The following is a 19,583-nucleotide window of genomic DNA, read 5'->3' on the forward strand; positions in this document are numbered from 1 at the left end:
AGCTCCTACCAGCGGAACGCGCAGCACGCGAAGGCCAGGCCGCCGCCCGAGCCCATGAACACCACCAGATCCCCGGGCTTCAGCTTGCCCTGCGCGTCGGCCTCGGCCAGCGCCATGGGAATGCACGCCGACCCGGTGTAGCCGTAGCGGTCCATGACGCAGTGGGTGCGATCCATGGGCAGCTCCAGGTTCGCCATGGTCGCACGAATCGAGTTGATGTTGATCTGGGTAAAGAGGACCTGGTCGATGTCGGCCACCGCGCAGCCCGCGTCGGCCACCACCTCGCGCACCATGCGCGTCCAGGTCTCGGGATTGATCTCGGCGGGGAACTTGCGCACGAAGCGCAGCTTGTGGTCCCCCGCGGCCAGCACCTCGGCGGTCACCGGGTGCGCTGTCCCGCCGGCGTAGATGCCCATCCAGCCCGCGTACTGCCCCTCGGTGTGCAGCCGGGAGGCGAGCCAGCCGCGATCCTCGTCGGTGGCGGTCAAAAGAACGCCGGCCGCGCCGTCGGCGAAGAGATTGGCGGTCTTCTTGTCGGTCACCTCGAGGTGCTTGCTCATGGCGTAGGCGCCGATCACCAGCACGTGGCGGTAGCGCGGGTCGGCCTGGATGTACTTGGCGCCCAGGTCGAGCGCGGTGACGAAGCCCGCGCAGGCGGTGTTCAGGTCGAAGGTCCCCGCCCCGGTGGCACCCAGACGGTGCTGGACCACCGACGCCGTCGACGGCGAGACGTACTCGGGCGTGTCGGTGGCCACCACCAGCAGGTCGACCGCGTCGGCGGCCACGCCCGCGTTGTCCAGGATCCGGCGCGCGGCCCGCTCCACCAGGTCGGCGGTGCTCTCGTCGTCCGCGCACCAGCGCCGTTCGCGGATCGTGAGGTTCTCGCGCAGCCAGGTATCCACGTCCTCGCCCAGCAGCTCGTTGAAGAAGGCGTTGGGCACGACCCGCTCGGGAACGTCCATGCCCGTGGCCGCGATGCGTGCGTTGCGCGCCATGCGATCCTCCTAGAGCGTCAGGCCGCCGTCGACGCTGAGCACCGTGCCGTTGACGAACGACGCCTGGTCCGAGGCCAGGAACAGGTAGGCGTCGGCGATCTCCTCGGGCCGGCCCAGCCGCTGCATGGGCGCCTTCTCGGCCATCATGGTGCGCACCTTCTCGGGCATGGCCTGCACCATCTCGGTGGCGATGAAGCCCGGCGCCACCGCGTTGACGCGCACACCCTTGCGCCCCAGTTCGCGCGCCCAGACCTTCGTCATGCCGATGACCCCGCTCTTGGTAGCCACGTAGTTGGTCTGGCCGAAGTTTCCGTAGAGCGCCACCACGCTGCTGGTGTTGACGATGACCCCCGAACCCTGCGCCACCATGAGCCGGGCCGCCGCGCGGCCGCAGTGGAAGACGCCCTTGAGGTTCACGTCGACCACCTGGTCGAACTGCGCGTCCTCCATCTTGAGCAGGGTGCTGTCGCGGGTGATGCCGGCGTTGTTGATCAGCACGTCGACCTTGCCGTGGGCCGCGTTCACCGCCGCCATGGCGGCCTCCACGGCGGCGCTGTCGGCCACGTCGACCCGGCGGTAGGCGACCCGTGCGCCGGCGCCGGTCAGCTCGGCCGCCAGGGCCTCGCCCGCCGCGTCCTGCAGATCCCAGCATTCGACCACCGCGCCGGCCTCGGCGAAGCGGCGTACCGCCGCCGCCCCCAGTCCGGCCGCGCCCCCGGTGATCACCACCACCCTGTCCTGCATGCTGCTCATGATCACTCCTCGGTTCCGGCCGCGGGCGCGCTGACATCCAGCTCCTGGCGCATTCGCTGCCACTCGGCCATGAAGGCGTCCTGGTACTCGAGCATCAGCTCGTAGAAGCGGGTCATCTCCGCGACCCGGTGTCGGAAGTAGGCCGGCACCTCGTCGGGATTCGCCTCGACGAGTTCCCGGTACCGGCGGGCGAGTTCGAGATTCTGATTCTGCTTGCCGGCGTGGTTGGCGAAGGCCTGGCCGAAGATGTCGTCCTCGGCCTGGTAATGGTCGCGCCGGCTGCCCGGCACCCAGGCCTTGTGCAGGAGGTTCTTCTCGCTGAGGCGGCGCGTGATCTGGCTCACGGGGCCCTTGCTCACCGACAGCCGCTCGGTGATCGCGTCGAGGCTCTGGGGCTCGTCCTCGCAGAGCATCAGGCCCACGATGTGCCCCATGAGCCGCGAGAGGCCGAAGACCTGGTAGCCCTCGCCGAAATCCCTGATGAAGTCCTGCTTGAGCCGATCCAGGTCCATGCGCGACCTCTGGTTTTTTTACGTTTGAAACGTTTGAAACAATTCAAACACTATCGACCACCGGTTGTAAAGTCCTTTTTCAAGATCAGGCGATCTGAAACCACTTCGCGCCTCGAACGTCATAAAGCCGCACCCCTCAACCCCGGAGGCCCCCATGCGCTGCCGCTGCCTGCTCGCCACCCTGCTGACCGTCGCCGCCCTCGCCGCCACCGCCCACGCCGGCGGCCTCGGCATCCCCACCAGCCGGGCCGGTCTCGGCATCGGCAACCTCCCCACGTTCACCGGCGTGCGCCTGAACTGGAGCGACCGCGACGTGGACCACGTCCGCGGGCTCAACGTCAACGTCTGGCCCCGGGGCGACGAGCACGCCAACGACCGTTTCACCGGCATCGGCGTCAACCTGGTGGGCAACCGCGGCCAGCGCTTCGACGGGGTGCACGTCAGCCTCATCGGCCTGGAGGCCGAGGAATCGGCCAGCGGCATCGTGATCAACGGGATCGGCATGGCCGGCGGCGACGTCACCGGCTTCTCGTTCAGCGGCATCGGCGCCGGGATGGGCGACCTTACCGGCATCAGCCTGGCGGGGATCGGCTTCGGCGCCCGGAACGTGACGGGCATCACCGTGGCCGGCCTGGGCGCGGGCGTCCAGGACCTCACCGGCGTCACCGTGGCGGGCCTGGGCGTGGGCGCCGAGGACGTGCGCGGGGTCCTGCTCGCGGGCCTCGGCGGCGGCGTGAATGACCTGCAGGGTGTGGCGGGGGCGATCCTCGGCTTCGGCGCCGAGAACGTGCAGGGCGTCATGGTGGCCGGCCTCGGGGCCGGCGCCGAGAACATCACCGGCCTGGCCGTGGGCGGCCTCGGCCTGGGCGCCGAGGATCTGCGCGGCGTCTTCGTGGGCGGCCTCGGCATGGGCGCCGAGAGCCTGCGTGGGGTCGGCATCGGCGGCGCCGTCCACAGCGAGCACCTGGTGCGCGGCGCGGCGCTGGGCATCGGCTACCAGCGCACGGCGTCGCTTGCCGGCGTGGCCACCGGGGTCTACAATCGCGCCGACGAGGCCCGTGGCCTGATGATCGGCGTCTACAACCACGCCCGGTCGCTGCACGGCGTCCAGATCGGCCTGCTCAACCGCGTGGACAGCGGTCCGACGGCCGCGCGCTGGCTGCCCCTGATCAACGCCCGCTTCTAGACGCCGCCGGGGCGGCGTCCCCGGAGGCCCATGCCCGCTCTGTTCACGGTCCGCGACCTCACCGTCCAGGCCGGCGCTCGCCTACTCCTGTCCGGCTTCACGCTCGACCTCGCCGCCGGCGAGGTGGTGGCGCTGCGCGGCCCCAGCGGCAGCGGCAAGACCACGCTGCTGCGGACGTTGGCCCAGCTCCAGGACGCGGCCGCGGGCACGGTCGAGCTGGACGGTGAGCAACCCGCCGGGCTGGGCTTCCCCGCCTGGCGGCGGCGCGTCTGCTACACGCCCCAGCTGCCCGCCATCTTCCCCGGCACGGTGCGCGACAACCTCGCCCGGCCCTTCGCCTACGGGCAAGGCCAGGGACCGCTGCCCGCCGACCGCGCCCGGACGCTCCTGGACCGGCTGCAGCTCGCCGAGGTCGCTCTCGACCACGACGCCGATACGCTCTCGGTGGGACAGCAGCAACGCGTGGCCGCGGTGCGCGCGCTCCTGATCGCGCCCACGATCCACCTGCTCGACGAGCCCACCAGCGCGCTGGATCCCGAGGCGGGCCAGGCGCTCGAAGCGCTGATCCACGCCGACGTCGCCGGGCGCCGGGCCGCCGCCCTGGTGGTCACCCACGACCCCGCGGCCGCCGCGCGCTGGTGCGACCGCACCCTCGACCTCGCGGAGTACCGGCCATGACCGGCGCCGCCGACATCGGCTACCTCGACCTCGCTGTGGCCTCGCTCCTGGTGCTGATCGCCGGCCTGGTGAGCCTGGGCCTGCGGCTGGGCCTGGGCCGGCGCCTGCTGCTGGCGTCGGTGCGCACGGTGGTGCAGCTCTTCCTGGTGGGCTACGTGCTGCAGTTCGTCTTCGGCCTGGGCAGCCTGCCGGCGGTGCTGGGCATGGGCGCGGTGATGATGGTGGCCGCCGCGCGCGCCGCGGTGCGCCGGCCGTCGCGCACGTTCCGCGGCGCCTTCGGCCAGGCGTTCGTGACGCTGCTGGTCACGGGCCTCGCGGTCACGGTCACCGTCACCGGCCTGATCATCGGCACCGACCCCTGGTACAACGCGCGCTACTTCATCCCGCTGCTGGGCATGATCCTGGGCAACGGGCTCACCGGCATCTCGCTCGGCCTGGACACGCTGCTCGCCGGCCTGGTGGAGCAGCGCCGGCTGGTGGAGGCCGAGCTGGCCATGGGCGCCACCTCGTGGGAGGCCGCGCGGCCCTGGGTCCAGGAGGCGGTGCGCCGCGGCCTGATCCCCATCATCAACAGCATGATGGTGGTGGGTCTGGTCTCGCTGCCCGGCATGATGACCGGCCAGATCCTCGCCGGCGCCGATCCTATCGAGGCCGTGAAGTACCAGATCATGGTCATGTTCATGATCGCCGGCGCCACCAGCCTGGGCACCATCGGGGTGGTGGTGCTGGCCAAGCGTCGCCTGTTCACCGCGCGCCACCAGCTCTGCCTCGACTGCGTCCGCAAGCAGGAGTCCTGACGTGAGCCGACTCGCCGCCACCAGCCAGCGCCTGCAGCTCCTGGGCCTGCGCCGCGCCACCCTCCTCGTGGACCGCCGCCGCAGCGAGGACAACATCGCGCGCTTCGTCGACCACGCCCGGCGCGCCGGGGTCGCGCTGCGCCCCCACTTCAAGACCCACCAGTCGGCGGCGGTGGCCGAGTGGTTCCGCGCCGCCGGCGTCACGAAGGCCACCGTCAGTAGCGTGGGCCAGGCGCGCTACTTCGCCGACCACGGCTGGCACGACCTCACCCTGGCCATCGGCGCCAACCCCCGCGAGATCCCCGATTACGACGCCCTCGCCGCCCACGTCCGCCTCGGCCTCGCGGTGGACGACGCGCGCGTCGTGGACGACCTGGCCGCGGGCCTGGGCCGCCCGGTGCGGGTCTGGGTGGAGGTGGACACGGGGTACGGCCGCGCCGGCGTGCCCTGGGACGACGCCGGGCGGCTGGCCGACCTGGCGGGGCGGATCCACAGCGCCACCTGGCTCGAGTACGCCGGCCTGCTCACCCACGCGGGCCAGAGCTACGCCGCCGACGACGCCGCAGCGGCCGCCGCGGTCTTCGCCGAGACCCGCGGCCGGCTGCAAGCCGCCGGCGCCGCGCTGGCCTCCGCTGGCTTCAAGGGCGGCGCGCTGTCGGCCGGCGACACCCCCGGCTTCGCCACCAGCACCGACTGGTCGGGACTCGACGAGGCCCGCCCCGGCAACTTCGTGTTCTGCGACCTCATGCAGCTCGCCATCGGCGCCTGTCGCGAGGACGACCTCGCCTGCGCCGTGGCCTGCCCGGTGATCGGCGTCCACCCCGAACGCGGCGAGGCGGTGATCCACGCGGGCGCGGTCCACCTCTCGCGCGAACGGCTCGGCCAGAGCGGCGGCTACGGTCGGCTCATGGAGCTGGGCGAGGGTGGCTTCGGGGGGCTCGTGGCGGGCTGGGAGCTGCGAAACCTGTCGCAGGAGCACGGGATCCTCGCGGCGACCGGCGACCAGGCGCGGCGGGACCTGGCGGACCTGCGGCCCGGCGACCTCGTCCTCGTGGCCCCGGTCCATTCCTGCCTGACGTGCGAGCAGTTCGCCAGCTACCGGACCCTGGATGGCGAGATCCTGGACCGGTACCGGCGGACCTAGCTTTCGTCCTCGACAGGGGAGCCCTCGGCGGCCTGGCGCCGCCGCAGCGGCAGCGTGAACCGCGTGCCGCACACCGAACAAACCTGTTCCCGCTGGGTATCCACGTCGTCCACGAGCATCGCGGCCTGGCAGACCGGACAGTGAACCTTGCGTTCCATGGCCATCCCCCTAGGATGATCCGGCGATCGGGTCCGGCTCCTGCAACCCGTGCCGCAGCGGCATCGTACCTCCGCGGATCGATCCCTCGGGGGTCATTATGTCACAGAGACGGAATATTTACGAGGAGTTCATCATGCGCTGCCACGAAGTCGACTACCAGATCCTCGGCGACGACATGCAGATCGTCGAGATCGAGCTGGACCCCGGCGAGACCGTGATCGCCGAGGCCGGCGCCATGAACTACATGACCGAGGGCATCGCCTTCGAGGCCCACATGGGCGACGGCTCGCGCGCCGACGAGGGCCTCATGGGCAAGCTCCTGCAGGTGGGCAAGCGCGTCCTCACCGGCGAGTCCATCTTCATGACCCACTTCACCAACAACGGCCAGGGGAAGCAGCATGCGGCCTTCGCCGCCCCCTACCCCGGCAAGATCATCCCCCTCGACTTGCAGGAGCACGGCGGCAACTTCTACTGCCAGAAGGACGCGTTCCTGGCCGCGGCGCTGGGCACGCGCGTGACCATCGCCCTGCAGCGGCGGCTCGGCGCGGGCTTCTTCGGCGGCGAGGGTTTCATCCTGCAGAAGCTCGAGGGCGACGGCCTGGCGTTCGTCCACGCCGGCGGCACCGTGATCCGCAAGGACCTGGCGGGCGAGACGCTGCGCGTGGACACCGGCTGCCTGGTGGGCTTCACCGACGGCATCCAGTACGACATCCAGGCCGCGGGCAACCTCAAGAGCATGATCTTCGGCGGCGAGGGCGTGTTCCTGGCCACCCTGCGCGGCCACGGCACGGTCTACCTGCAGAGCCTGCCGTTCTCGCGCATGGCCGACCGCATCCTCGCCCACGCGCCCAGCCACGGCGGCCGGGCCAAGGGCGAGGGCTCGGTGCTCGGCGGGCTGGGTCGGCTGCTGGACGGGGATTGAGCCGTATCCGAAGCGAGGCTGGGCTGGCGTCTCGTCGTCCTCGTACTAGACAAGGCCAGGCGGTGGAGCGTCCACTTCAACGTGACCGAATCGCCGAGGTCGGCGTGGCAGAATCCGTATGTTGAGCGGGTGCTCGGGCTGGAAAAGGACCGATGGGCGCCGCCCCGCACCCGAGGGGGCGCGGGGCGGTTTCGATCCACGGTCTGGTCATTCCACCGTCAGGTAGAACACGACCTCGCTCGTGCCGTAACCCTCACCCAGATCCGCGAAGATGCGGATCACGTGCTCGCCGCGCGACAGCGGCGCGAGCATGACGTGGTAGGCATCCACCGCGCCCATCTCGTAGTCGCCTGCCGGAACGCCGTACATGCCGCCTTCAGGGAACGTGTAGTCGAACGGACCCGATTGGATCCTGTAGTCGGAGTTGATATCGAACGCGACGCCGTCCACCTCGAACTCGATGTTCGAGATCCCGTCGGTGAATGGTTCGAGGATCTCGAAGAGCTCTTCAATGGTGAGTGAGTCGTCTCCCTCGAAGAACGGCGAGTCGAAGAACCCGGCCACGTCGATGAATAGCATGGTGCCCTTCGGAATGCTCGCGACTCGCACATCGGACTGTCCTCCACCGTAGTTCGGCGCGAGGAACCAGACCTTGCCGGACTGATCCCAGTCCACGAACTCGCCGGTCGTGTCGAGCCCAGGATTGACATCTTCCGGAGCCGACCACAGCCATTGCCACCACGCCGCGGCCCATTCCTCGTAGCTCTTGCCATGCGGCTGCGCATTGGGGGGGATGATCCCGGGATTCGGATTGCCTCCTCGTGCTTTATCGAGCGTCAAGTCGGGCGACGTCGGCGCCATGGACTCGTCGTTCGAGCATCCGGCGAAGGCGATGACCAGCACGGACAAACTGAGAATGCATAGGATTCTGAGCATGATGATTCTCCTTCGTCTATGAGCCTTGAGATGTCGAAAACCGATCCGCGGGTAGGGTGCGACCGAGGAGGCGCGGGCGAGAGGGATCGGTCAACCGATCTTACCATGGACGGTGATGATGTATGGTTAGAATCGATCGTCGATGGAGTCGATCTGTCTGGCAATCTGTGCCGATGTCCGGATTTTTTATCCTTGGTCGCGCCTGCCGCCATGGCGCGTCACCCCAGAGATCCCATCATTCACCGTACCTGGATCATCCTTGCCCAGGCCGCCGTCGGCCGTGGTCAACCGTGGACTGGATCACTTCCACACGTTGGCGTGCGATCTGCGTGATCCTGCCCCGTGAGGCCATGGCGATCCGCAGCATCGCGATCATCGCCTCGCCATCACCCGCCCCTTCACGCCCCAACGGTCGACACCGTGCCCCGATCCGCCAGCGGCACGGATATTGGACCTGTTGACCAGCGCCGGCGACGAGGCCGGCTCCGAAAGCGAGGTGATCCCATGCGCCATCATCGCTGGCTGACCATCCTGCTGGTGCTGGCGTGGACCGGTACGGCGGCCGCTCAGGACGCGCCGCGACGCACCACGCGTGTCGAGGCGCAGCCCGTCCGGACCTCCCGGCCGACGCCGCGAGCCAGCGCACCGCAGCGGGCGCCGCTGGCCCCGAAGCCCTCCTTGCCCGGTTCCGCGGCCGTGAAGCGGACACTGCTCGAGCCGTCGACGCCGGCGGACGGCGGTCGCGGCATGGTCATCGCGTTCGAGGTTCGCACCCCGCCGGGGGTGTTCTGGCAACTGGTGGTCCAGGAGATCGATGGGCCGGTGGCGCAGATCTTCGAGGGTCAGGGGGAACCGCCCGCGCGGATTCCCTGGGACGGCAGGCTCCTCGACGGCGGCCTCGCCTGGAGCGGCATGGATTACACCTACTACGTGGCGTTCGCGGACTCCACGGGCGAGGTCGGCGAGACGGCCGGTGGGCCGTTCACGCTGCCCGCCTACACCCACGAGGATCGCGGCGGGATCTCGTTCCTGCTGCCGGGCGACCGCCTCGCCACCGACACCGCGACGACCGCGACGCTGCGATCGGTGGCCGATCGACTCGACCGGGACACGCGGCCCACGCCCGTGCGCGTCGAGGTGCTCGCGGAGTCGCGAGACGCGGCCTTGACGCTGGGAGAGTCGGTCCGCTCGACGTTGCTGAACCTGCTCGCCACCGACCGCACCGTCGACCTCTTCGTCGGCGAGGCGAGCGCCGCGCCCACAGCGGGCACGGTGCTCATCACCACCGCGCTGCTGACGTCGCCGTCGAGCTGAGGTCGTCCAGTGCGCAGTCCTTTGTCCCTTCGAAACATTCCATCCGCCGGGATTTCTGAGGATATGGTGCCGGCAATCCGGTAGCGGGGAGGGCCGACATCAGCCCGATCCAGAGGGTTGGGCTGTCGAAACCGACTTCGTTCCTATCTGGTGCCACTTCCGGACAGACCTCACCGCCCGAAGGTTCCCCGACCCGAAGGTCAGATAGCCGTCACGCAGCGTCGCGATCGTACCGAGGATGCAGCCCGGAGGGGATATTCCGCAGGCACAGGGGCTTTGCCAAACCCACGCAGCACTCAAGCCAGACCGACTCCTGTCGATATCGAGAGAACAATAGAATCCCCAGACCCGGATGAGCGCTCAGCATGGCGCGGCAGGAGGACTAGCATGAGCACGGCCTTATTCAATGAAATCGACGAACTGGGGATCGAGGTCATCGATGCTCAGCACCGGCGGTTCTACGAGCTGCTGGGCAAGGTCGTGGCGGCGCGCTCGGCAGGCCATGGTGAGCAGGCCGTGCTGGAGGTTCTCGACGACATGGTGACCTACATCGACGAGCACTTCTCCACCGAAGAACGCTACATGCGCGAGTTCGGGTACGACGGCGTCGAGGCCCACCGCGCTCTCCATGCCGGGTTCGTCCGCAAGGTCATGGAGGTGTCTCGCGAGGCACGTCGCGGGGTCGAGAACCTTGACGATGCGCTCCTCACCTACCTTTGCAACTGGTTCACGGCGCATATTCGCCACGAGGACCCGAAGTATGCCGAGTTGTTCAAGGCGAACGGGCTCTAGCCGACCAGGCTCACCTCTGTCTCGGTAGTTGTGTTATTCCGCGAAGAATGTTTCCACCCCCCATAGTGCATACGCACCAGCCACGTCACACCGCGTACGTCAAGTCATGCCGCCTGTTGATCTTCAGCGCCCGCGTCACCACCTCCTGCCAGTAGTACTGCCGCCACCGCTCCGGCAACCCCACCTGATCCACGAATAATCGCCTGCCCAGCACCTCCCCCACCGTCAACCGACGATGACACACACCCAGCAACTGCGCCGGCGTCTGCCCACAACCCCGCACCCGCTTCGTCTTCACGTAGTTCTTCACCACCAGGAAGATCGCCAGCTTGTAAGCCGCACAGTTCCGACGCTTCGTGTAAGCGATCGTCTCCCGCTTGTGCTCCGCCTCCCCGTGACGGATCAACAGATCCAGCAGGTTGATCTCGAACAACTTGTTGATCCGGTTGCGGACCTCCTTCGAGCTGGTCACGATATGACGGATCCGGCAGCTAAGAGCCCGCAACGCCCTGGGATATGCTTTGTGCTCGTCGCTGTGGATGATCATCTCGGTCGCTCCGTCGGTCAGGTACTCCAGCAGCTCCTGCATGTCCTTGCGCACGGCCTGCGGGTCGGGCTTGCCTCGGATCTGCTCGTAGACGGCGCGCCGCTCCTTCTGCTTGGGGGTCATGGTGCCCGAGCGGCGCACCTCGCTGTCGGTGAAGTAGGGAAAGAAGGCGGTCTGTCTATCCACCGCGACATGGAAGTGGAACGGGTGGAACTGGCTGTGCTCAAAGGAGACGAAGCCGTCGATGGCCAGATCGTGGAACGGCGGCCTGTTCTGCATCATCCTGGTGTGGAAGAGCAGGGCATGGCGACCGAGGCGGTAGATCTGGCGGTCGATGGTCGAGGGAGCGACGCCGAGGTCGAGGGCGATCTGGCTGTTTCAGGCGCCGCCGGTGACCTTGGTGGGCAACTGCTCGAGGATGTCGGGCCGCTTGAGCCAGTAGGTGGTGCTGAAGGTCTGTGAACTGAAGGTGACGCCGCAGGCCTTGCAGCGGAACCTGCGGATACGGTTTGGGGGGACCTTGCGTCGGAAGTAGCCGGATCGTTTCCAGCGCCAGCCTTCGTTCAAGGGGTTGTGGAAGCGGCATTTGCGCGAGGGGCAGTGGGGTGGGACCCACGCGGGATTATGCAGATCGTGATTTTCCATGCAGAGGAAACTGCAAGATGGGGGCCGGCAACATTCTTAGCGGAATAACTCGGTAGTTGGAACTCCATTGAACCAACAACGAGGGGCGCGGTCCATCCCGCGCCCCTCGTTCTCGAACCCATTGGTCTGTCAACCAGCGGAACGAATCTACTTCATCAACACCATCTTCTGGCTGAGGACCTTGTTCCCACTGTCCACCTGTTGAAGGTAACGAAATTTGCTCGGTACGGTGCGAGCGAACCGCTCACTTCTCCGACACCGCCAGCCGCGGCACGAACTCGCTCTGCAGCGACTCGGCCAGGATCTGCGCGATCTCCTTGCGCTGGAAGCCGAAGAGCCCCTCGCCCACCTCGAAGAGCAGCTCGACCTCGCGCTTGTCGATGTGCCGGTCGGCCAGCGCCACGCTCACCATGTAGTCGAACATGGGGAAGCGCTCGCCGGGGTTGGCCTCGAGGATGACGCTGGCCGATTCGTGGAACACGCGCAGGACGTCGCGGCTCTCCAGCACGTGCTTGAAGTAACGCGCCGGGTAGTGCGTGAAGTTGGCCAGCGGCTCGAGGATCGCGTCCATCTCGTCGGGACCGATGGCCTGGTCGACGCCCGCCACCAGCAGGCCAGCCGCCGCGATGAACCGCCGCCGCGCCGCCGACAGCGGCGAGTGCCCCTTGGTCAGCAGGATCTGGATGGTCTCCTCCATGCTCGTGGCGAGCTTGGCGTCGAGGATCTCGCCCTCGCTGTGCAGGTCGCGGTAGAGCTCGCTGGCGGCGAAGAGCTGGAGCGCCTTCAGGCGGATCGGGTTGATGGGGTGGCTCATGCCGCTGTCGGACATCTCGGTGCGGAACGCCTCGAGGACCCGCTCCATCTCGCGCTGGTAGGCGGTGGGGTCGAAGCGGATGGACGCGGTGTCGAGGCCGCTGGAGAGCTTGAAGAACACCGCCAGGCAGACGTTGATGTCGGGCTCGGCGATGTAGCCGAAGCGGTCGGCCGACATCTCGGAGAGCTTGTCCCAGATCTCGATCTTGTCGCGGATCGTCATCGGGATGGTCTCGTCGTCGGGGAACACGAAGCGGATCACGCGCTGAAGCTCACTGTTGCGGCTGATGAGGTGGCCCAGCTCGTGGCCGAGGACGAAGCGCAGCTCGGGGTCGGTGAAGCGCTCGAGCAGGCCGCTGTTGATGATCACCAGGTGCGGCTGGTCCTCCTCGCTGCTCGGCACCGCGGCGCAGTTGAGGCTCGAGTCGCCGTGCACGAAGAACTGCACCGGCTCGACGAACTGCAGCGCCGCCTTGACCTCCTCACAGATGGTGTGCACCCGGGGCGCCAGCGCGGCGGTGATCTTCAGGCCGTGGCCGTGCATGGCCGCCAGCAGCCAGTTCTCGCCGCTCTCCACCTTCCCCTCGCGGATGATCCCCTCGATGATGTCGGCGTTGAAGAGCTGGCGCAGCTCCTCGCTGAATTCCTTCTCGCGGGTGACGCGGATGCGCTCGTACTTCATGCCTGCTCCTCGGGGACGTGGCGGCTGGCGCGACGGCTCCAGTACCAGATGGCCTCGGCGAACTGCCGGGCGGTGTAGGGGGCGAAGGTGCCCCCGGGCTTTTCGAGAAAGTTGCGGGCCATGGTCACGGGGTCCATGGGCTCCTCGGGCTCGGGGCCGGCCAGCAGGCAGACCACCTCCCAGGCGGCGTCGCTGCTGCGGGCGCCGTCGTTCTCGGCGAGGGTGTCGGCGCTGTAGAGGACCACCGCGGCGTGGCGGGGCGGCGCGGGCTCGGCGTCGGCGGTGACGCGGATGAAGGGCTCCTCGTGGGGCCGGCGGCGGTCGAGGATCGCGTGGAGCGGCGTGTGCTCGTCGACCGTGACGGTGGTGGCGTGGAAGCCCTTCGCCGGGACGGGGACCACCACCACCTGGGTGAGGTCGTCGCGGCCGGCGCCGGGGCGGCGCTCGGGCCAGGCGGCACGGACGAGGTCGAGGAGCTCGTCCTCGGTGCCATCGAACCAGGTGTGCCGGCCGCCGGGCGTGTGGCGGTCGCGGGCGAAGTCGCTCCAGGCGAGGGTGGGGACGGGGGTGGTCACGCAGCGGCTCCTTCGGGGGGCGGGGCGATGTCGGAAAGAACGTAGCATCCGGGGCGGGGAGCGCCAATGTGGTTCGGGGCGGGCGCTGGCCGGACGGCCGTGTCTTGCGCATATTTTGAGAACAGCCTGTCACGAGGAAGGAACCGGCATGGAGCCCACCAGCACGCAGGGCCCGCCCACCGTCTTCGGACCCGTCCCGTCCCGCCGTCTCGGCCGGAGCCTGGGCGTGAACAACATCCCGCCCAAGGCCTGCAGTTACGCGTGCGTGTACTGCCAGGTGGGCCCGACGCGACGGCAACGGGTCCGGCGCGGCGAACAGCATCCCCCCGAAGACCTCGTCGCCCGGGTCACCGCCCGGGTCCGCGACCTGCGCCGACGGCGCGAGCGCGTGGATTACCTCACCTTCGTGGCCACGGGCGAGCCGACGCTGGACCGCCACCTGGGCCAGGAACTCCGCGCCCTCGCGGCCACGGGGATCCGCACCGCCGTCATCACCAACGCCTCGCTGATCACCCGGCCCGACGTGCGCGCCGACCTGGCGCTGGCCGACTGGGTGTCGCTCAAGGTGGATGCCGTCCGCGAGGACATCTGGCGCCGGATCAACCGCCCCCACCGCTCGCTCGACCTGGCCGCGATCCGGCAGGGAATGCGCGCGTTCGCGCGGGAATTCCGGGGCGAACTGGTCACCGAGACGATGCTGGTCCACGACCTCAACGACGGCGAGGCCCACGTGCGGGAGGTCGCGGCCTTCCTGGGCGAGCTGCAGCCGCGCACGGCCTACCTCTCGGTGCCGACCCGTCCGCCCGTGCAGACCACCGTGCGCCCGCCCACCCCGGCAGCGCTGACCCGGGCCTATCACCTCGTGCGGGAGCAGGTACCCGCCACGGAGCTGCTCCTGGGCTACGAGGGCAACGAGTTCGCGTCCACCGGCAACGCGGCCGCCGACCTGCTGGCCATCACCGCGGTCCATCCCATGAAGAAGGAGGCGGTGGCGGCGCTGCTCGCGCGCACGGGCGCGGACTGGGGCGTGGTCGAGGCGTTGCTCGACGGCGGGGGGCTGGTGGAGGTGGCGCATGCGGGGGAGGTGTTCTACGTGCGACGAGCCGGCGGGCGGTGACCCCTCGCTCTCCTGGCCTGCCAGCCATCAACGAAACAGCCCCTTGACCTCCGTCCAGCTCCGGACCTCCGCGGCCACGGGCTCGATATTGCTGACCAGCAAGTAGCTGAATTCCTGGACGTCTAATCCCAGGGGCGACGAGAAGGCCTGCGGACCGACCCAGAACCACACCGTGGCGCCCGGATCGCCGGCGATGATCATGTCGCCCTGGTAGCAGGGGCCGATGGACACGGCCTGGAGCACGCCGACCGTGCCGCAGTCCTGCGGCCCGAGCTCGTACATGTCGCTGGGCCACTCGGCGTCGCCGGTGATCTCCAGCTCGCCGCCGGCGGGGATCTGGAAGGTGAGCCAGTCGGTGTCACGGCTATCGCCACCATCGGCCGAGATGTACCAGCCGCTCTTGCCGCAGAACCACGGATCGGTGACGGGCTGGAAGGGGCCGGCCACGGCGTCGGTGTCGCAGCCGCCGTTCCAGTCGTCCACGTACCCGTTGGCCAGCGGCGGCTCGCCCTCGAGCACGCCGGTCCATGCACAGTCGATGAGGCAACCGTGCCAGTACTCGTGGACGTCCAGCTGGTAGGCCCCGAAATGACCGCCATAGCCGTCGATGACCAGGAAATACTGGACGCCGGCCAGCACCGTGGCGTATTCCAGCTTCGAGGTGTAATCGGAGTAGTAGTCGTCGTTACAGGCCACCAGCGCCAGATTCTCGTCGTAGAGGTAGATCTTGGTGTCGTACGAGGAGCCGAAGAGATCGACCGTCACGGCCCAGTCACTGTCGGCGATGAAGGTGTAGACCACGTCGGGCGAGGTCGAGCCCGAGTAGGGGCAGACCTCGTCGTAATCGTTGGTATAGCCGGCGGTTGTTCCCGTGCCCTGGTAGTTGTGCCAGTCGATCATCACCGCATCGAGGATCGTGTCGCCGCCCTGGCGCAGGACGGCCGGATCGGGGGGCGGAGGCACGACGGCGGTGGCTGGCTTGGCGGGCCGGCGAGAGCCGAGATCGAACGCGACGGCGGGCAGGGCGACGAGGGTGGCGGCCAGGATCAGCAGACCGGTACGCATGGCGATTCCCCCGGGGATGCGGTGACGCAGCGCCGGCGGCGAGGGCCGTCGTCGGCCTGCGATGACCGCGACTGGTTGATTCTAGCACAGCAGGGACTCCTGGGATTGCCGAGATCGCAACCCACTCGCCGGTCCCACGGCCCATGCTTATCTTCCCGATTCCACATCACGAACCCCGGACCGGAGACGCCCCCATGACCACGAATTCCTGGCGCCCCCTGGCTACCCTCGTCCTTTTGGCCACCCTCGCCGCCTGCTCCGGCTCGTCCGAACAGGCCGGCACCACCGACACCGCCCCCGAGATCTCCGGCCGCCTCGAGGCCGGCCTGCGCGTTTTGACCTTCGACGCCGGCGCCAGGGACCAGCACCTCACCATCTACCGCGGCGACTACGTCCGCGCCGAGCTGAGCAACGGCGAGCCGTTCACCCTGGAGATCCCCGCCCTCGAGGTGGCGATGCGCTTCCCCGTGGCCGAGGGCGAGCGGCCGTACTTCAAGGTGCCCGAGGCCGGCTCGTTCCCCTTCACCGCGGGCGAGGCCGGTGGCACCATCGAGGCCGTCGAGTACCGGTCGGCGGGCTATCGCGAGGTCACGGCGCAGGAGGCGGCCGGCCTGATCCCCAACCTCGACCCCCTGATCCTCGACGTGCGCACCGAGCGGGAATTCGCCGGCGGCCACCTCGAGAACGCGGTCCTGATCCCGGTCCAGGTGTTCCAGCGGCGCCTCGGCGAGCTGGCCGATCACAAGCAGCGGCCCGTGCTCGTCTACTGCCGCACCGGCAACCGTAGCACCGTGGCGGCCAAGCTGCTGGTGGACGCGGGCTTCGAACAGGTGATCAACATGCGGCGCGGGATCGTGGAATGGGAGCGGGCGGGTCTGCCGACGACCAGGTAGCTGGGGCCTTGCTCTCGCGGCCGCCGTGCGTGACCATGCGACCGTGAGCGACGAGTCCGACCACGGCGACCCGGCAGCGAAGCGCGAGGCCCTCATGACCGCCACCACCTACGAATGCCTGGACAGCGGGCGCGGGCGCAAGCTCGAACGCTTCGGCGCGCTGGTGGTGGACCGCCCGTGCCCGCAGGCGATCTGGGCGCCGCGCGCACCGGCCGCCGCCTGGCAAGCCGCCGACGCGGTGTTCGAGCGCCCTCGCACGGGCGAGCCGCGCTGGACCTTCCGCCACGACGAGCCCCCGGCCGACTGGCGCGTCGCGTTCGACGACGCCACGCTCCTGTTGAATCCCGCCACCCAGGGCCAGGTCGGCGTCTTCCCCGAGCAGCTCGCCAGCTGGCGCTGGCTGCGCGACACCATCGCCGCGGCCGACCGGCCAATCTCGGTGCTCAACGGCTTCGCCTACACCGGCGCCGCCACGCTCTTCGCCGCCGCGGCCGGAGCCCACGTCTGCCACGTGGACGCCGCGCGCAGCGCCGTGGGCCGCGCCCGCGAGAACGCCGCCGCCTCGGGCCTCGCCGACCGGCCCGTGCGCTGGATCGTGGACGACATGCTCACCTTCATGCAGAAGGAGGTCCGGCGCCGGCGCCGCTACGACGGCCTGATCCTCGACCCGCCCGCCTTCGGCCGCGGCCGCGGCGGCCGCACCTGGTCGCTGGCGAAGCAGTTGCCGGCGCTGCTGGATCTGGCCACCGACCTCCTCGGCGACCGGCCGCTCTTCTGCCTGCTCACCTGCCACGCCCCCACCATCGACGAACCCCTGCTCGCCGACCTCCTGCGCCGGACCGCTCCCGACACCCGCGTCGAGACCGGTCCGCTCCGCCTCACGGCCGCCAGCGGCGCCCACGTGCCCGCCGGGATCTTCGCGCGCTGGAGGCGATCGTGACGGCGCCCGACGTCATCGTGGTCGGCGGGGGCGCGGCCGGGCTCATGGCCGCCGGGGTGGCCGCCGAGCGGGGCTGCCGCGTCCAGGTGCTCGAGAAGATGGGCCAGCCCGCCCGCAAGCTGCGCATCACCGGGAAGGGCCGCTGCAACCTCACAAACACCGAGGCCGTGCCCGCGTTCATCGACCGCTTCGGCCGCGACGGCCGCTTCCTGCGCCAGGCCTTCGCGCGGTTCTTCAGCAGCGACCTGGTGGCGTTCTTCGAGGGCCTCGGGGTCCGGGTGGTGGAGGAACGCGGCGGCCGGGTGTTCCCGGCGAGTGGCCGCGCCCCCGAGGTGGCGGCCGCGCTGCTGGACTGGGCGCGCCGCGCCGGGGTCGTCATCACGACCGGCGATCCCGTGGCGAGTCTGATCGTGGCGGATGGCCGCGTGGTCGGGGTCCGCACCACGGGCGGCGCCGCGCACCGCGCCCGGGCCGTGATCGTGGCCACCGGCGGCCGCAGCTATCCGCTCACCGGCTCCACCGGCGACGGCTACGCGCTGGCGCGCGCGGTGGGGCACACCATCGTGCCCACGCGCCCGGCGCTGGTCCCGCTGGAGAGCCCCGACGTGCCCCGTGACCAGCTCGCCGACCTGAACCTGCGCAACATCAGCGTGCGGGTCACGGTCGACGGCAAGACCAGGGCCAGCAAGTTCGGGGAGCTGGTCTTCACGGCGACCGGCCTGGGCGGTCCCATCATCCTGACCGTGAGCGGGCTCGCGGTGGACGCCCTGGCGGCCGGCGGCGAGGTGAGTGTGTTGGTGGACTTCAAGCCCGCCCTCGACGAGCGCAAGCTCGACGCACGCCTGCTGCGCGACATCGACCGCGACGGCCACGCCACCGTCCGCGCGCTCCTCGAGGGCCTGCTGCCCCGGCAGATCATCCCGTTCTGCCTGGCGAGCCTCGACCTCGCGGCCGACAAGCCGCTGCACCAGGTCACCGCCACCGAGCGCAAGGCTCTGCGCGCCTGGCTCAAGGGCTGCGCGTTCCGGATCAGCGGCAGCCGCCCCATGGACGAGGCCATCGTCACCGCGGGCGGCGTGGCTCTGAAGGAGGTCGAGCCGAAGACCATGGCCTCGCGGCTGGTGCCGGGGCTATACTTCGCGGGCGAGGTCCTCGACCTCGCCGGCGACACCGGCGGCTACAACCTGCAGGCCGCCTTCTCCACCGGGTATCTGGCGGGAATCGCCGTGGCAGAGTGAGCCCCCGGGACCAGGACTCCGGCGCAAGGACGCGGTTTCGCTCATGAGCGAGCATCAGGCCAACAACCCGCTGCACGGCAAGACCCTGGAGCACATCCTCCGCGAGCTGGTCGAGGAATATGGCTGGGACGAGCTGGGACGGCGGATCAGGATCCGCTGCTTCAACAGCGACCCGTCGGTGGCGTCGAGCCTGAAGTTCCTGCGCCGGACGCCCTGGGCGAGGCAGAAGGTGGAGGAGCTGTACCTCTCCCGGCGCTGAGGCGCGTCCCCCGCGCTTGACTCCCCGATCCGGATCCCCAACAATACCTCCGCCAAGAAACCGGCATGACCCCACCCCCGAGGAGCCCCCATGGACTACCCCGTCAACGAGAAGCAGGTGATCCGCGATTGCAAGATCGGCGAGGGCACCAAGGTCTGGAATTTCGTGAACCTGTACGAGTGCGAGATCGGCCGCGACTGCATGGTCGGCACCTTCGTGGAGATCCAGGCCGGCGTGAAGGTCGGCGACCGCACGCGGATCCAGAGCCACACCTTCGTCTGCGAGATGGTCTCCATCGGCAGCGACTGCTTCATCGCCCACGGGGTCATGTTCATCAACGACACCGAGCCGCCGCAGGTCGAGCGCGAGAAGTGGAAGGAGACCGTCATCGAGGACGGCGTCTCCATCGGCTCGAACGCCACCATCCTGCCGGTGCGCATCGGCAAGGGCGCCATGATCGGCGCGGGCGCCGTGGTGACCAAGGACGTGCCGCCGGGCGCGGTGGTGGCCGGGGTCCCCGCGCGGGTGCTGCGCTACCGGGACAAATAGCCCTTACGAGGTGTGCGGAATTCCATTTTCATGTTAAGCATATGCCTCGAACGAGGTTGATCGGCGGCTGTT

At 69.2% G+C, this 19,583-nt stretch carries 23 protein-coding genes; 13 read left to right on the top strand and 10 right to left on the bottom strand.

Annotation, left to right across the window (positions count from 1 at the left end; translation table 11 throughout):
• Positions 1-5: 5 nt before the first annotated feature.
• The 3 genes from IFSED24_RS12740 to IFSED24_RS12750 are packed head-to-tail and all read right to left on the bottom strand — an operon-like array spanning position 6 to position 2,260.
• Positions 6-995: a 3-oxoacyl-ACP synthase III family protein gene (locus IFSED24_RS12740; protein WP_491331847.1), complete on the bottom strand. Its 990-nt coding sequence runs from the start codon at positions 993-995 to the stop codon at positions 6-8.
• A 9-nt stretch (positions 996-1,004) separates the two neighbouring features.
• Positions 1,005-1,748 carry a 3-oxoacyl-ACP reductase FabG gene (gene fabG, locus IFSED24_RS12745; protein ID WP_491331848.1) on the bottom strand — a complete coding sequence of 248 codons (744 nt, stop codon included), beginning with the start codon at positions 1,746-1,748 and terminating at the stop codon, positions 1,005-1,007.
• Positions 1,749-1,750: 2 nt separating this feature from the next.
• Complete coding sequence (locus IFSED24_RS12750) at positions 1,751-2,260, bottom strand: GbsR/MarR family transcriptional regulator (protein ID WP_491331849.1); 510 nt, start codon at positions 2,258-2,260, stop codon at positions 1,751-1,753.
• A gap of 154 nt (positions 2,261-2,414) precedes the next feature.
• On the opposite strand from IFSED24_RS12750, the gene IFSED24_RS12755 reads away from it, so the two are divergent.
• Genes IFSED24_RS12755 through IFSED24_RS12770 form a run of 4 tightly spaced genes read left to right on the top strand, consistent with a single transcriptional unit; the run spans position 2,415 to position 6,065 of the window.
• Positions 2,415-3,446: a hypothetical protein gene (locus IFSED24_RS12755; protein WP_491331850.1), complete on the top strand. Its 1,032-nt coding sequence runs from the start codon at positions 2,415-2,417 to the stop codon at positions 3,444-3,446.
• Positions 3,447-3,476: 30 nt separating this feature from the next.
• Positions 3,477-4,124, top strand: a complete 648-nt coding sequence (locus IFSED24_RS12760; protein WP_491331851.1) for an ABC transporter ATP-binding protein — start codon at positions 3,477-3,479, stop codon at positions 4,122-4,124.
• Positions 4,121-4,921, top strand: a complete 801-nt coding sequence (locus tag IFSED24_RS12765) for an ABC transporter permease (protein WP_491331852.1) — start codon at positions 4,121-4,123, stop codon at positions 4,919-4,921. The genes IFSED24_RS12760 and IFSED24_RS12765 overlap by 4 nt, the downstream gene beginning before the upstream one ends.
• A gap of 1 nt (position 4,922) precedes the next feature.
• Entirely contained in the window at positions 4,923-6,065 is a 1,143-nt protein-coding gene (locus IFSED24_RS12770; protein ID WP_491331853.1) for an alanine racemase, read from the top strand.
• Here the strand turns inward: IFSED24_RS12770 and IFSED24_RS12775 are convergent.
• On the bottom strand, positions 6,062-6,223 hold the full coding sequence (locus IFSED24_RS12775; protein ID WP_491331854.1) for a hypothetical protein: 162 nt from the start codon (positions 6,221-6,223) through the stop codon (positions 6,062-6,064). The genes IFSED24_RS12770 and IFSED24_RS12775 overlap by 4 nt on opposite strands.
• 134 nt (positions 6,224-6,357) lie before the next feature.
• Between IFSED24_RS12775 and IFSED24_RS12780 the strand changes: the two genes are divergently transcribed.
• Positions 6,358-7,146, top strand: coding sequence for a TIGR00266 family protein (locus tag IFSED24_RS12780; RefSeq protein WP_491331855.1), 789 nt, complete (start codon positions 6,358-6,360; stop codon positions 7,144-7,146).
• Positions 7,147-7,353: 207 nt separating this feature from the next.
• On the opposite strand, the gene IFSED24_RS12785 is transcribed toward IFSED24_RS12780, so the two are convergent.
• On the bottom strand, positions 7,354-8,082 hold the full coding sequence (locus IFSED24_RS12785; protein WP_491331856.1) for a hypothetical protein: 729 nt from the start codon (positions 8,080-8,082) through the stop codon (positions 7,354-7,356).
• A gap of 504 nt (positions 8,083-8,586) precedes the next feature.
• Between IFSED24_RS12785 and IFSED24_RS12790 the strand changes: the two genes are divergently transcribed.
• Positions 8,587-9,396, top strand: coding sequence for a hypothetical protein (locus tag IFSED24_RS12790; RefSeq protein ID WP_491331857.1), 810 nt, complete (start codon positions 8,587-8,589; stop codon positions 9,394-9,396).
• Positions 9,397-9,783: 387 nt separating this feature from the next.
• On the top strand, positions 9,784-10,188 hold the full coding sequence (locus IFSED24_RS12795) for a bacteriohemerythrin (RefSeq protein WP_491331858.1): 405 nt from the start codon (positions 9,784-9,786) through the stop codon (positions 10,186-10,188).
• Positions 10,189-10,273: 85 nt separating this feature from the next.
• On the opposite strand, the gene IFSED24_RS12800 is transcribed toward IFSED24_RS12795, so the two are convergent.
• The 4 genes from IFSED24_RS12800 to IFSED24_RS12815 form a co-directional block, all read right to left on the bottom strand.
• On the bottom strand, positions 10,274-11,014 hold the full coding sequence (locus IFSED24_RS12800) for a hypothetical protein (protein WP_491331859.1): 741 nt from the start codon (positions 11,012-11,014) through the stop codon (positions 10,274-10,276).
• A gap of 99 nt (positions 11,015-11,113) precedes the next feature.
• Entirely contained in the window at positions 11,114-11,380 is a 267-nt protein-coding gene (locus IFSED24_RS12805) for a hypothetical protein (RefSeq protein ID WP_491331860.1), read from the bottom strand.
• A 244-nt stretch (positions 11,381-11,624) separates the two neighbouring features.
• A complete protein-coding gene (locus IFSED24_RS12810) occupies positions 11,625-12,875 on the bottom strand; it encodes a M48 family metallopeptidase (RefSeq protein ID WP_491331861.1) in 1,251 nt (416 codons plus the stop codon).
• Positions 12,872-13,450 carry a DUF3228 family protein gene (locus IFSED24_RS12815; protein WP_491331862.1) on the bottom strand — a complete coding sequence of 193 codons (579 nt, stop codon included), beginning with the start codon at positions 13,448-13,450 and terminating at the stop codon, positions 12,872-12,874. Before IFSED24_RS12815 ends, IFSED24_RS12810 begins: the two co-directional genes overlap by 4 nt.
• Before the next feature lie 148 nt (positions 13,451-13,598).
• Between IFSED24_RS12815 and IFSED24_RS12820 the strand changes: the two genes are divergently transcribed.
• On the top strand, positions 13,599-14,567 hold the full coding sequence (locus IFSED24_RS12820; RefSeq protein WP_491331863.1) for a radical SAM protein: 969 nt from the start codon (positions 13,599-13,601) through the stop codon (positions 14,565-14,567).
• 27 nt (positions 14,568-14,594) lie between these two features.
• Here IFSED24_RS12820 and IFSED24_RS12825 read toward each other — a convergent pair whose 3' ends face one another.
• A complete protein-coding gene (locus IFSED24_RS12825) occupies positions 14,595-15,632 on the bottom strand; it encodes a hypothetical protein (protein ID WP_491331864.1) in 1,038 nt (345 codons plus the stop codon).
• A 194-nt stretch (positions 15,633-15,826) separates the two neighbouring features.
• On the opposite strand from IFSED24_RS12825, the gene IFSED24_RS12830 reads away from it, so the two are divergent.
• The 5 genes from IFSED24_RS12830 to IFSED24_RS12850 all read left to right on the top strand — a co-directional run bounded on the left by IFSED24_RS12830 (position 15,827) and on the right by IFSED24_RS12850 (position 19,511).
• On the top strand, positions 15,827-16,525 hold the full coding sequence (locus IFSED24_RS12830; protein WP_491331865.1) for a rhodanese-like domain-containing protein: 699 nt from the start codon (positions 15,827-15,829) through the stop codon (positions 16,523-16,525).
• A 25-nt stretch (positions 16,526-16,550) separates the two neighbouring features.
• Positions 16,551-17,465 carry a class I SAM-dependent methyltransferase gene (locus IFSED24_RS12835; protein ID WP_491331866.1) on the top strand — a complete coding sequence of 305 codons (915 nt, stop codon included), beginning with the start codon at positions 16,551-16,553 and terminating at the stop codon, positions 17,463-17,465.
• Positions 17,462-18,703, top strand: coding sequence for a BaiN/RdsA family NAD(P)/FAD-dependent oxidoreductase (locus tag IFSED24_RS12840; RefSeq protein ID WP_491331867.1), 1,242 nt, complete (start codon positions 17,462-17,464; stop codon positions 18,701-18,703). Before IFSED24_RS12835 ends, IFSED24_RS12840 begins: the two co-directional genes overlap by 4 nt.
• A gap of 43 nt (positions 18,704-18,746) precedes the next feature.
• Positions 18,747-18,962 (top strand): VF530 family protein, encoded by a 216-nt coding sequence (locus IFSED24_RS12845; protein ID WP_491331868.1) that lies wholly within the window; start codon positions 18,747-18,749, stop codon positions 18,960-18,962.
• Positions 18,963-19,052: 90 nt separating this feature from the next.
• On the top strand, positions 19,053-19,511 hold the full coding sequence (locus tag IFSED24_RS12850) for an acyltransferase (protein WP_491331869.1): 459 nt from the start codon (positions 19,053-19,055) through the stop codon (positions 19,509-19,511).
• Positions 19,512-19,583 lie beyond the last annotated feature (72 nt).

Source organism: Candidatus Latescibacter sp. IFSED24 (assembly GCF_058273205.1).